This window comes from Halobacillus sp. SY10 (assembly GCF_045401165.1).
GTDB lineage: Bacteria > Bacillota > Bacilli > Bacillales > Halobacillaceae > Halobacillus > Halobacillus aidingensis.
The window spans coordinates 1,588,304-1,600,618 of sequence record NZ_CP174345.1 but is presented as its reverse complement, the minus strand read 5'-3'; the positions used below and the strand labels follow the sequence as shown (position 1 = coordinate 1,600,618).

The 12,315-nt window shown below is 37.6% G+C and carries 14 protein-coding genes; 4 read left to right on the top strand and 10 right to left on the bottom strand.

The features are described 5' to 3' along the window. Window positions 1-10 precede the first annotated feature (10 nt). From ACJA3J_RS08255 to ACJA3J_RS08245, 3 genes are all read left to right on the top strand, one after another. Window positions 11-1,357 (top strand): GntP family permease, encoded by a 1,347-nt coding sequence (locus ACJA3J_RS08255; protein WP_115822066.1) that lies wholly within the window; start codon window positions 11-13, stop codon window positions 1,355-1,357. 247 nt (window positions 1,358-1,604) lie between these two features. Beyond that, entirely contained in the window at window positions 1,605-1,748 is a 144-nt protein-coding gene (locus ACJA3J_RS08250; RefSeq protein WP_167355989.1) for a hypothetical protein, read from the top strand. Between the two features lie 73 nt (window positions 1,749-1,821). After that, window positions 1,822-2,151, top strand: a complete 330-nt coding sequence (locus ACJA3J_RS08245; RefSeq protein ID WP_406945995.1) for a hypothetical protein — start codon at window positions 1,822-1,824, stop codon at window positions 2,149-2,151. 16 nt (window positions 2,152-2,167) lie between these two features. On the opposite strand, the gene ACJA3J_RS08240 is transcribed toward ACJA3J_RS08245, so the two are convergent. From ACJA3J_RS08240 to ACJA3J_RS08230, 3 genes are all read right to left on the bottom strand, one after another. Further along, entirely contained in the window at window positions 2,168-2,485 is a 318-nt protein-coding gene (locus ACJA3J_RS08240) for a hypothetical protein (RefSeq protein WP_406945994.1), read from the bottom strand. A 136-nt stretch (window positions 2,486-2,621) separates the two neighbouring features. Continuing rightward, window positions 2,622-2,804 (bottom strand): hypothetical protein, encoded by a 183-nt coding sequence (locus tag ACJA3J_RS08235; RefSeq protein WP_089651000.1) that lies wholly within the window; start codon window positions 2,802-2,804, stop codon window positions 2,622-2,624. Between the two features lie 515 nt (window positions 2,805-3,319). After that, on the bottom strand, window positions 3,320-4,294 hold the full coding sequence (locus tag ACJA3J_RS08230) for a multidrug resistance efflux transporter family protein (protein ID WP_406945993.1): 975 nt from the start codon (window positions 4,292-4,294) through the stop codon (window positions 3,320-3,322). A gap of 92 nt (window positions 4,295-4,386) precedes the next feature. On the opposite strand from ACJA3J_RS08230, the gene ACJA3J_RS08225 reads away from it, so the two are divergent. Further along, window positions 4,387-4,968, top strand: coding sequence for a helix-turn-helix domain-containing protein (locus ACJA3J_RS08225; RefSeq protein ID WP_406945992.1), 582 nt, complete (start codon window positions 4,387-4,389; stop codon window positions 4,966-4,968). A 295-nt stretch (window positions 4,969-5,263) separates the two neighbouring features. On the opposite strand, the gene ACJA3J_RS08220 is transcribed toward ACJA3J_RS08225, so the two are convergent. The 7 genes from ACJA3J_RS08220 to ACJA3J_RS08190 all read right to left on the bottom strand — a co-directional run bounded on the left by ACJA3J_RS08220 (window position 5,264) and on the right by ACJA3J_RS08190 (window position 11,634). After that, entirely contained in the window at window positions 5,264-5,644 is a 381-nt protein-coding gene (locus ACJA3J_RS08220) for an MFS transporter (RefSeq protein ID WP_406946285.1), read from the bottom strand. An 872-nt stretch (window positions 5,645-6,516) separates the two neighbouring features. Then, the gene (locus tag ACJA3J_RS08215; protein WP_406945991.1) at window positions 6,517-6,846 is read right to left on the bottom strand and encodes a MazG nucleotide pyrophosphohydrolase domain-containing protein; all 330 of its coding nucleotides are present in this window, start codon (window positions 6,844-6,846) and stop codon (window positions 6,517-6,519) included. Between the two features lie 161 nt (window positions 6,847-7,007). After that, window positions 7,008-7,514 (bottom strand): hypothetical protein, encoded by a 507-nt coding sequence (locus tag ACJA3J_RS08210; RefSeq protein ID WP_406945990.1) that lies wholly within the window; start codon window positions 7,512-7,514, stop codon window positions 7,008-7,010. Between the two features lie 327 nt (window positions 7,515-7,841). Then, a complete protein-coding gene (locus ACJA3J_RS08205) occupies window positions 7,842-8,417 on the bottom strand; it encodes a DUF4269 domain-containing protein (protein WP_406945989.1) in 576 nt (191 codons plus the stop codon). Window positions 8,418-8,622: 205 nt separating this feature from the next. After that, on the bottom strand, window positions 8,623-9,876 hold the full coding sequence (locus ACJA3J_RS08200; protein WP_406945988.1) for an aminopeptidase: 1,254 nt from the start codon (window positions 9,874-9,876) through the stop codon (window positions 8,623-8,625). Window positions 9,877-10,499: 623 nt separating this feature from the next. Then, on the bottom strand, window positions 10,500-11,060 hold the full coding sequence (locus ACJA3J_RS08195) for a hypothetical protein (protein ID WP_406945987.1): 561 nt from the start codon (window positions 11,058-11,060) through the stop codon (window positions 10,500-10,502). A 19-nt stretch (window positions 11,061-11,079) separates the two neighbouring features. Beyond that, window positions 11,080-11,634 carry a matrixin family metalloprotease gene (locus tag ACJA3J_RS08190; protein WP_406945986.1) on the bottom strand — a complete coding sequence of 185 codons (555 nt, stop codon included), beginning with the start codon at window positions 11,632-11,634 and terminating at the stop codon, window positions 11,080-11,082. Window positions 11,635-12,315 lie beyond the last annotated feature (681 nt).

The following is a 12,315-nucleotide window of genomic DNA, read 5'->3' as shown; positions in this document are numbered from 1 at the left end:
AGGGATCATCATGCCATTAGTAATGGTTGCTATAGGAATCGTCGCCCTGTTGATCTTAATTATGGGGCTGAAACTGAATACCTTTGTTTCTTTGATTATTGTTTCATTTGGAGTAGCGATCCTGCTCGGAATGCCGCTTGAAGATATTGTCGGAACGATTGAAACCGGATTAGGCGGTACACTCGGACACCTGGCACTGATCTTTGGTCTTGGTGCGATGCTCGGTAAGCTGATTACAGATGCCGGCGGTGCACAGCGTATTGCCATGACGTTTGTAAACAAATTTGGTGAGAAGAACATTCAATGGGCGGTCGTTTCTGCCTCCTTCGTCATCGGAATTGCGCTCTTCTTTGAAGTAGGACTTGTCCTTCTCATTCCTATTGTTTTTGCGATTTCAAGAGAATTGAAAGTTTCTATTCTTTATTTAGGGATCCCGATGGCCGCTGCTTTGTCGGTCACCCATGGATTCCTGCCTCCTCACCCGGGTCCAACTGTAATCGCCGGTGAATATGGCGCAGACCTTGGGGAAGTTTTGCTTTACGGAATCATCATTTCCATCCCGATCGTTATCGTAGCGGGACCCCTTTTCACGAAGATGGCTCAAAAAATCGTGCCCGATTCGTTTACCAAACAAGGGGACATCACTTCATTAGGAGAACAAAAGAAATTCGACCTAAAGGATACACCGAAGTTCGGCATCAGTGTCTTCACGGCTATGCTTCCGGTTATTCTGATCGCTATTTCCACGATCATTACATTGATTCAAGAAATGGCTGGGTTTGAAACAAACGCGTTCTTATCCATTATCAATTTAATCGGTAACGCTTCCACAGCTATGGTCATTTCCCTGCTTGTGGCTATGTACACGATGGGGATTGCGCGAAATATCCCTGTGAAAACCGTCATGGAATCCTGCTCGACAGCCATATCTCAAATCGGTATGATGCTCTTAATCATCGGGGGTGGCGGTGCGTTCAAACAAGTATTGATCGACGGTGGAGTCGGTGATTATGTCGCTGAACTCTTCGAAGGGTCTACTATGTCCCCGATTGTACTTGCATGGTTGATCGCAGCTATTCTAAGGATTTCTTTAGGTTCAGCCACTGTTGCTGCTTTGACAACGGTCGGACTTGTCATCCCCCTATTAGGGCAGACAGACGTCAATCTGGCTCTTATGGTTCTTTCTACAGGAGCAGGCAGCTTAGTTGCCTCCCACGTCAACGACGCCGGGTTCTGGATGTTCAAAGAATACTTCGGCCTCACGATGAAGGAAACGTTCGCCACATGGACATTGCTTGAAACGATCATCTCGGTCCTTGGCCTTGCCTTTACACTATTACTGAGTTTGTTTGTATAAAACTGAATCTGAACAAAAGAAAGACTGTCGAGACTTTCCCGACAGTCTTTCTTTTTAGTATCTTTTCAGCAAACCAGATGCCTGATCTCATCCTCCGATTCATTTCAAATGACCAGCGGCAAACATCCAAATGAATGAGTATTCTATTAATTGAGGCTATTGTACAAGCGCATTTGATAGATTTTCATAGAGTATCTATGTAAGAGACGTCTCCTACACACATTCTTGTGATGAAGGAGGAAAAACGATGAACTTCTTAAGAAACTTAGTCGCTGTGGTCATTGCTGTCTTGTTTTTGCTGGCGCTTTTGGTGGCTGTTCTACTAGGATCAAGTGAGCAACGCCAAATTGTCATCTCATGTATTAATGAGATTCTTGGAACCATTAGCTAAATCTTTATTTAGCTTAGAGGGCTGTGCATAAACATAGCCCTCTCACTATTTTAATTAGAAAGGAGATAGTCATATGAAAAGAAAAAAACAACAAGAAGAACATGGTAAAAATGAAACCAATATAGACTTTGATAGCCTTCTAAAGCTTGCCTCCAACTTGACTCAACAAGAAGGATTATTGAGCCAGTGGTCACAGACGGCAGGAACGGGTGAAGCTAATGACGTGGATCTATCCAGTATCATTACGGATATTTCAAAAGCATGTTCTCATACATTTGCCGGATTAGAAAGGGCTCCCTCCAAAACAAACGCATTGTATATAAAAAAAAGACATCCATATCCAACTAAAGAAACGCTGATCCATATGGACCAGCGTTTTTCATTCATATGTCCAGATTTATAAATAAGTGACGAGCTATTCACGAAGTCGATGTGGAGACATTCCCTTTCATCTCCTCTACTTCCTCACGGAGACGCTCCAATTCTTTCAATAACTCCATCACCATCTCATCGCTCTTTCGTAATTCATTATTCAAGGCAGTGATCGCGTCTTCTTCCCAGTTGAACGGATCTCCCTGTTCAGGAGTGATCGGGATATCTTCATATACGATTTCGTCTTCTTCCTCTGTCGGCTTGAAGTAAATCGCGACTTCACAACCTCCATCTCCAAGGGCAATCCGTTTGCGCAAATTCACTTTCCCATAACCTATTCTTCTGGATGCTACTCCACCAAACACCCACCCTGGACGTCATCATACATAAGTGAGGAACATCAGGTACAGACCTTTCCTTCCCCTTCAAAGAAGGCAAAAGCATCACCTTTTTTCAAGAACATTTAATTCATGGTGAAACAAGTTGTAAGTGCTATTTTTATCATTCATTATTTCTGAATTGCTCTTCAAAAGACTTTTGCTCAGTACATCCTATTAGAAATATACAAACCATTAAAACTAAATAATTTTTTACTGTTTTCATTTGTATCCTCTGTTCTTTAAATCCCAAAATAGCTCCAATTATTTCAAAAAATCTCCATAAGCTCAACTTTACTTTTGCCATCAGATTACTCTATTTTCTCGAGACTGAGTCTTCAACTAACCTACTTAAAACATTAAGAAGGCGCAATTCTTATATTAGAGAATTTCCCCCTTTAGTTGAAGACTTGAATTCAAGATATCAGTAAAGAGTTTTGTAAATAAGTACTTATGTATTTCCGGGAAATAGTACTGAATTTATTTGATCGAAGAAGCAACTTTAATCATTTCATCTCCACTTTATGATTCATTGCCTTTAAAGTCTATAGCATATTCCATATCATTCATTCGCGAACTCATCATTTGAGTATCATCACTTTCTGTATAATAAGATTTCGTCTCGTTTGATAAATACATTATCTCTTCCCAACTTAATACATTGTTCTAACCATGCTCGTACTTGGGATTCTGATGCCATTAGTCGGAATTTCCATCGTCGTTGTGTTCTTATTCGATCGCTACCTATTGCCGCTGCTGCCGAAAGTCCAGAAGTGGTTAGGAGCTTGACCGTTAGAGGAAGAGTGGTAAATCCTCTTCCTCTTATTGTGCTTTCGACGCTCTCGCAACCGTGACTGTATTCATCTTTTTCATATTAAACGTGTGAACAATAATTCCTAAGATAATAAACAGAACGCCTACTAAAGCAATTCCTGTAGGGAAAGGACTCGCTAACATTAGCATTTCACCTGCGATCACAAACAGAATTTGCGTCGACTGAGTAGCTTCCACTGTAGCGAGCTTTCCTTGGTGATCCTTCACGCGATTCGTCGCGATGAAGAATAGCGTTGTCGCGATGATGCCTGAACAGATCGCGACGATAAACGATTGTGTCACTTGACTCATGCTCGGTAAGCCGACTTTGGTGACTGCTACCCCGCTAATAATCAACCAAAATGGTAAACTAGCGATCGTCATGCCCAGTATTCTCTGAAACGTATCGAGCTTTCCTTCACATAACTCCATCATCTTGCGGTTTCCGAGTGGGTATGCGAACGCTGCTAAGATGACAGGACCGATCCCGATCATAACCTGAACGATCGTGAGCTCACTCGCTTTTTGCTGTTGAATCAATAGGACTCCGATCAAGATGATAAGCGAAATGGCGAGGGATTTTGTTTGGATGCGGTTTCGTCGTTTCACGATGCCAGTGGAGGTTCGTTCTACTTTGAAAAAGAAAGGAGCGACGAGGATCCCACCAATAATCGTGAATTGCCATGTGCCTGCCACTAACCAGCCTGGTCCATATGTTGCAGCGTACGTTAGAGGGGCGTAGAAAAGGACGAAACCTACAAAACTCCACGTCAGCCATTTCCAAGGTTCTTTTTTTAGTTCGATAAAAACTTGTTTTCGGTTGCTTCTCATCAGTACAATGAGGAGTAGAAAGGGAACCATGAAGAGGAAACGAAGGGAAGAACTCCACATCCAGCTTCCACCTTCAAGTTCCATTGAGCGGTTCAAGATAAATGTAACGGCAAAAAACATCGACGAAAGAATACCGAGGGCTATCTCTTTCAATAAAATCGCTCTTTTCTGTATAGTATAGTTAATAATATGTATATTATAGTATATGTAGTGAAATGTAAATTTTTTTATGGAGAGGGTATCGTATGAGTGGAAAAAATAACTGGGAAGATCCCGAGAAATTATCGAAGCAAGTCGGTGCAACGCTACGATCGATTAGGAAGGAACGAAACCTTTCGTTATCAGATCTAGCAGAACGAACGGATGTTAGCAATCTAACGTTAGGGAAAATTGAAAGAGGAGAAGCGAATCCATCGTTAACGATTATCTGGAAGATTGCAAATGGCCTCGCGATTCCAATTTCATCGCTGCTCGCTGAAAAACAAGACGTGGTAATATCGAAGAAACACGAAGGGCAGAAAGTACTTAGCGCAAATGAATCTTTAGTCCTGGAACCGATGTTCAACATGAAGGGATACGGTTCATTAGAAACGCATCGAGCGTTTCTTGAGCCGCTCAGCGAGTACAGTGCAAATGCCCATCAGCAAGGTGTGATCGAGTACATCACTGTGATGGAAGGAGGTGTGAACGTAAGGGTCCAGGATGAGATCTATGAGCTAGAACTTTATGATTCGATCAAGTTTCAGGCTGATCAAGATCATGCTTATATCAATCCAGACTCAGTTGGGGCCGTTCTACATTTCGTGATGATCTATACGCAGGCATAGAAAAAGCTGCCGATTCGGCAGCGTTATTCTCCTTTGTTGAGATGGAATAACTGTCAAAGCGTGTTACCATGTACAATAAGATCATCAAAAAAATATACCTTTGAAATACTCAAACGTATTTGAAATGACCATTATTGTTTCAAATCTGGCTATTATCTCGAAATCGAGTCTTTAACAAACCTGCCCAAAACATTAAGAAGGAGGCAATTCTTCTGTTAAAGAATTGCCTCCTTCTTAATATAACACCTATTATTAGACTCGGAAAAATTGAGATCGAGTGATGGGCAAGTTACTTTCAATTTATAATCTTGATTGGTTCTTCAATTTTAGAATCATCTTTCGGCTCACTCTGTGTTCTAATTAAATTGTAAAATAACGTCATACTCACACCACCTATTATTGCAATTAAAATAGTTAAAACAAGAGGTGATAACCAGCTACTTATAATCATAAAGATTCCTGCTGAACTAACCCCAATAATGGCTGCAATTGAATAGAACGCCATATATGTACTACGAGCATGGTCAGGGACCATATTAGCTAGCATGGCTTGGGAAACCGGAATATAAATAATCTCCCCAATCGATGCAAAAAACATGGCTACAACAAGAATAAATGGCGATTGGCTAATACTAATGATTGTATATCCAGCAAAGAAAAAAACAAACCAATTAATAATACGTTTCGGTCATTTCTTTTACTAATCAAACCTCTCAAATACATTGTAAAACATACTACAAGAATGGTGTTTTCTGATTTCAATATACCAATAAGATTAACCCCATCGATAAATGCTACAGACTCTAGGTTAAGTGAAGTATGGGATAGTTATATTCCATCAATATTGTTAATGGTTCTATCTTTACTTCCAATTGAAACACTTCCTTTCCATAACAATCATGCTATGTTCACTACATTTTGATTGATAATACCTGCAACCTCAAATTTAGGTATTGTACCGTCTACAATTAGGTCAGAATTTGGTTTTATCGTATCTAACATAGTTAGATAACCTCGCCTCCCTCTAGCTAAGTAGTTATCTAAATCCAGTAATATATCTTCAGCAGAGCCACTTTTAAAATCTCTATTTATTCTGCGTGCCATTGCAATATCCAATGGAGTATCAATAAACACTGCAAAATCAATAAGACTACTTGTTTTACTATGTAAATGGAAAATCTATATGTAATCTCTAGGTTCAGTAAGTAACTGTTTTATATCTCTAATAAGTGGTGATAAGTCCCAGGATTACAGCCATTATCAATCCATTTAATTATGTCTTTAGGCGTATCAAAATCATAATCATCAAATTATATCGTTTTACTATTTGGTAACTTCCCTTTTAAGCAAGAAGCAATTACCATTGGTGACTTTCTTTTCATTAAACTCCTCCAATATTTCCGTTTGTCTATACTTATTTAAATTAGGGCGAGTACTTTATTGAGCAATCGCCCCCGATTATGTAAGATTTGATTTTAAGATATCTTTAGTCAGATAACAAATTCACATACCCATTTGTTGTATAGTGATTTATTTCTCTAGCTTAAGTTAATGTTCTTTATTTTCAACTAAAAACTCTTCTAAATCAGGGGATTGATTATACTTTACTGCAGCTTGCTTATCTTTTTTAATAATGGCCTTTGTTAGATCAATATGATTTATACTCGCTATGGCCATAGCGTAATGTATAACATCAACTAACTCTTTTTCTAAAGAATTATCCCCTAGATTTTCCTTCCGGCCTTCTATCTGGTTTAGTACTTCTGCTACCTCACCAATCTCTTCTACTAGTTTCATAAACAAAGCAGATGATGTGACTCCTTCTTTGTATTTTAATGTTAGGTAGCTCTGTAACTCATTAAACGTTAATTGATTCATATAATTCCTCACTTTTTCAATAATGTACTAATTTCTCTAATATGCCACCTTACTTTTATAAAAATGACCTAATCTTCTTATTGCGGAAAAGCCCCTTTTAGCTGAAGACTTGATTTCGAGATATTGAAGCAAATCTCCAACTTAATCATCCTTTTATTGAATCAATTTCTCACTTCTTTCAACCACTCTTCTGATCCATCTTTTAAAATTACTTTAACCTCTTCGTTATTTTTTTCGCTTAGATGGTACCAAGTACGACTTACAGCCTCGCTCATTTCAATTATTTTTGCATTATTATCGCCTACAACAACTTTCTCATGCCTTGGTTCAGTTAGTGTTCCACACCATAAATAGGGTTCTCCAACAAGATTTGCACTCCATTTATCAAGTGGACACTCTCCTGTCTTACTCCATATCCATTCATCATTATGTCTTGTAAAGTAGGCAAGTTTAGGTTGTTCATTGTTGTGATATTCATTAATTGCTTCATTTTCCGAATGAGATGTGAAGATAATAATATTGTCCTCTCTGACTATCTCAACTATCTTGTAATCATCTACATCCTTGTTGCTCTTCATATTATTATGAAAGACTTCTTCCATTGTATTAGGACTGTTACAACCTACAAGTAGAAGTGTAAATAAAAGAATAAAGGTATTATTTTTCAAGATTTCAACTCATTCTCCCCTCTATGTGTGTCCTTGTTTACCAGAATTAATCTTTAATTAAACTGCTCCTCACTTCAATAAGAAAGGTGGAAACTCCTTCTAAAAGATAGGTCCAAGCAGTTTAATTAGAGTACATTACTAAATCAGAAACCATAAAGGCAATGTACAGTAAAGTAAGTGCAATAACACATAATAAAAAGACCTTAAATTTTTCCAATACTTTTCCCTCCTTTATTCTACTCCTATTACTCCCTTAGTCCAGAATAAGCGATAGCCACTGTACAGCTATCGCCCCCGTTACATGAAGACTCGATTTCGAGATAAATTTCACTTATAGTAGTTATCTATCCTATGAAAATTTAAGAATTCCGGCTTTATAATTCTTTCTTTAATCCCATATTGCACTAAACCTTCATAAGGATCCCCAGCAATACCTAATAGCTTACAGAAAGCTGGTTCAGTCTTATATCCCTGTTTTTTTAAGTCAATCACTTTACCTTTAAGCGTTGGATTATCTTTTAAAAGCTCATGTTCAATAATCATATGCAAATACGCGTTTTGAAAATAAGTGGACTGGTCCTGCCCAAATAACTCTAACTCAAAGTTGTTAGACAAAAAATTTGCCTTAACAACCTCACGACCTCTTATAATTGTTCTTTTCATGGTAAAGCCTGGCTTATCACCATAGAGAGCGTCTAGCTTTTTTTCAAAGAGTCTTAAATCCTTTACATCCATAACTATGTCTAGATCTGAATTATCCAAGTCAATGCCAATAGGGATAGTTCCACAAAGCATAGGATTATAAATACTCAATTCGTCAAATATACAGAGTTCTTTAATAGTTGTATAAGCATCTCTTTGCCTCTTATTACCCCTTTTCATTCCCTCGAAAAGATCAAACAACTTATTCCCCCCTAAGAATGCACGTTTCCTCTAAGATATAAAAGCCAGCAATAAAGGCTGGCTTTGTATCTCACTTATTTAACTAAAGCCCCGTTTACGAAAGGCTCTAATTCAAGATATATATAACTACAGGTTGTTTTCACTGAAATTAACCCTAAGTATATTCCACTAGATAACTTGTATCTGTTTTTAAGTTGCAGACAATTTAGAATTGGAAATCCCCATCCTTCATTAACAGGACTTCAGTTCCACCTTCTTTAATACCCACTACTTTCATATCTTCGGTACCAAAGGTCATATTGACTGACAATAGTGAAGTATTCAGCCCCTTTGCTTTCAATTTTTCCTCAGATAGGTCAATGCCATTTTTAATATTGGAAGGAGATGCATTTCCGATTCCAATATGACAGGACGTATTTTCATCAAACAATGTATTGTAAAAAAGAATATCTTCCTGGGCGAGAGGAGATTTATTAGATACCAAGGCAATTTCACCTAGATAATGTGAACCTTCATCTGTTTCGATGAGATTTTGTAACACTCCCTGTCCCTTTGCGGCATAATAGTCGGTAATCCGTCCATCTTTAAAAATCAGATAAAACTCTTCGACGACACTTCCCCCATAGATAAGAGGTTTAGTACCTACCAATTTTCCATTCACCTTATGTTTATGGGGAGCAGTAAATATTTCTTCCGTAGGAATGTTCGGAAAGAAAGGTATTCCTTTTTTATCTCTGACACCCCCACCAATAAAGATGTGATTGTTAGGCATACCGATGACTAAATCCGTTCCTCGACTATTGTTAAAGTGCAGGGTGTCAAACTGGAAATCGTTTAAAAACGTTTTCCGTGACTCGAAGGCGCGGTCATGATTTTCCCAGTTTTTGATAGTATTTGTACCATCTGCTCGCGCTCCACGTAAAATAGCTTGCCATAACGATTGCACGGCTTCTTCTTCACTTACGTGCGGAAATACTTTCGTGGCCCATGCGAAGGACGGAACAGCTAGAAGACACCAGCGTATCTCGTGGGACATAATCTTTGCATAATAACTTTCCAACTTGGTGCGGGAGGCCTTTTGAAAACGACTGATTCGTTCTGGGGAAACTTCCTTAAAGACATCTAAGTTTTCAGAAATAATATGGATGTAAGTAGCACCTGCCTCGTCCCACTCCTTAAAACGGGCAGCCTGCCAATCAGGAAAGTGATCGATAACACTATCTGCTGCATTTAAGTAAAATTCTTTGGAAGACTGTTCATCTGTCCAATCTATGACTACATTTGAAGCTCCTACCTCGTAGGCTACCGTTTGGATTAGACGGGCAAAGGTAGCATTTTGTATATCACTATGGATAATCAACAATTGGTCTTTTTGCAGATTTACGCCAGCTCGCACAGCAAGCTCTGCATACTTTTTCAACTGTGCTTCACTTATAAATTTATATATTCCTTTATTCATTTAATAACTCCCCTGTGATGCTCTTGTATTTATTCAAGAAATGCTCCCGTTTCCATAAGACTCGAAATCAAAATAATACTTTGTCTTTAGCCCTGATGTAAAGTTACCCACCAAAGGAAAAACCGAATAGGAAGAGAAGAAATGTTAAAAGGAATATTACACCTATGATAAGTGTAATAACAGGTACTATTCTCTTTTCCCTTTCTTTATTTAAACTCGTTAGCCCAAGTATGATGCCAACTATGCTGGTATATGGAGTAAATTTAATGAATTGAACCATGGCTCCGAAAAAGTTAATAGACATCATTCTCACAAACAAAACAATCTGGATGAAAAATATAACCAACATTAACAAGCATAACTTTCCTAAGACTGATTTTGGCACAAAAACCCTCCCTAAACCTTCAACTAACCTACCCAAGACGTTAAGAAAAGGAATTCTTCTGTTTCAGAATTGCCCCCTTTACTTGAAGACTCGAAATCGAGATAAAACATGATATAACTAAAAATAAACTATTAAGATTATCATCAATACATAACCTCTAGCACGCTCCACCACTCCCAATATAGAATAAAAAGCCAGCATATAATGCTGACTTTTTATTCTTAAAATTTAAACATAGTTAGTTGTTAACTATATTCCCTTCAGTAATTTCAGGAATACTCTCAGTTGAAATATTATTAAATCTCTTGTCCTTGCCTTTTTTGTACACATGATTTATGTTCGAGAAATAAAAGTCTCCATTCAGCTCATCCAAAAACAACATATACTCTCCCGATTCTATAGGGATTATCTCATCCGAAAGAGAGAGAAAATGATCTTTAAACTGCCCATTTTCTTTCTGTTTAAACCCCACAGGATAAACTACCTTTATTTCGTCTCCATTTTTATATTTATTCCCTTTAGAATCCTTAAAACTATTGTTTACGATAGCTGTGTACACTCTATCAATTTGATAAACATCATTCTCAGCATCTGCTACTTGTGTTTTAATATCATAATCACCATCAAGTGTGCCATGAATAATTAAATCAGCATTCTTCTTTAATGAGTTAAAATCTTTCTCAGCAGAAACGGACAACCCGACACCCTCTGTGGTTTCACTATTACTTGGCACACTTACACCAATTAAAGCTCCTAGTATCACGGCTGAGCATATTGTAACTATAACTTTAAGTTTCACCTAATTCACACTCCTATTATTAATATTTGCTTGCTAATTCTGATTTATCGTAGGATGTAGGATATTGCAAATCAAAAACATCCGACTTATCCATAATGGAATATTGACCGGAAGGATGATCCAATCCTAAGATATGGCCCATCTCATGTAAAAGGACGGATGTCTTTCCACTAGTAGACAAACCATCAACTTTTGATGAATATAGTCTTATCTTACCGCTAGCGACTGTTCCATAGTCATAATCTGCTAATAAGTTTCCGGATGAATCATATGGTAAGATGTAGCCATAAAAGCTATTTTGAGCACTAGGAGCGTAACTTACGTGAACTTGGTTTGATGAAGACCAAGTAGAATCGAAATATGGATATATTGAGGCTCCACTAACGGCCCTCCATCTACTCGTGGCTCTTCCAATTGGAGTATCGAACATTGATTCACTTGTAACATTATCAACAAAAAATGTCTTACCACTTGGCCATGACCAATTATATGTATCGGCACTAACTTTATATGTAGCCACCCCTGATACTAGCAAAAACACTAAAAATAAACTTGATAGTTTTAATTTATTCATTTTGCACGCACCTTCCTAAATTATAAACATAATTATTCGTAAAACAAAGAATTCCCTCACACAGTGACTATCATTTCATTTAGACAAATATATCCACTTATGTAAATTACCCCCTCCCTTTTGTAACCTAATTGTAACATTAAACCTAACTTAGATATAATGGGAAATCAGTTGTTCAAAATATGCTTTAAAGTTAATATTATTATTAATGTTGGGAATGTCAGTTTTTTTGTTGAATGAAATTTTTCAATATAGTAAAATGAATCATTAACTTTTCATTACTCAAAACCTTACCCATTTTAAATACTCAAGGTGTTTATAAGAAAGAGGCGCTGATCAGTTAACTGATCAGCGCCTCTTTCTTAATCCCTAAGGAATTAAAGACTCCTAACTCTATGTGAAGATGTTACAGATAAGCCCCCTATTCTTGAAGACTTGATTTCAAGATAATTAAAGACTATTCACCCTAAGGGATTACAGTTTGCCAAAGTCCAAAACATCGTTGTACAGGTTAAAAAAGGCCCCTAATAAGGGACCTTCTTATCTCTTATCTTATTACTCTTGGATATTGAAAGGTGGGTTAACTTTATGAGTTAATTTCTTCTCAGCGTGTAAACTCCAATAAGGATCATTAAGCATACCTCTTGCAATAGCTACAAGTTTTGTATCTCCTATTTGTAA

Coding starts and splice junctions, on each gene's coding strand:
- ACJA3J_RS08255 (WP_115822066.1), top strand. CDS start 11: ATGCCATTAGTAATGGTTGCTATAGGAATCGTCGCCCTGTTGATCTTA.
- ACJA3J_RS08250 (WP_167355989.1), top strand. CDS start 1,605: ATGAACTTCTTAAGAAACTTAGTCGCTGTGGTCATTGCTGTCTTGTTT.
- ACJA3J_RS08245 (WP_406945995.1), top strand. CDS start 1,822: ATGAAAAGAAAAAAACAACAAGAAGAACATGGTAAAAATGAAACCAAT.
- ACJA3J_RS08235 (WP_089651000.1), bottom strand. CDS start 2,804: ATGGCAAAAGTAAAGTTGAGCTTATGGAGATTTTTTGAAATAATTGGA.
- ACJA3J_RS08225 (WP_406945992.1), top strand. CDS start 4,387: ATGAGTGGAAAAAATAACTGGGAAGATCCCGAGAAATTATCGAAGCAA.
- ACJA3J_RS08215 (WP_406945991.1), bottom strand. CDS start 6,846: ATGAATCAATTAACGTTTAATGAGTTACAGAGCTACCTAACATTAAAA.
- ACJA3J_RS08200 (WP_406945988.1), bottom strand. CDS start 9,876: ATGAATAAAGGAATATATAAATTTATAAGTGAAGCACAGTTGAAAAAG.
- ACJA3J_RS08190 (WP_406945986.1), bottom strand. CDS start 11,634: ATGAATAAATTAAAACTATCAAGTTTATTTTTAGTGTTTTTGCTAGTA.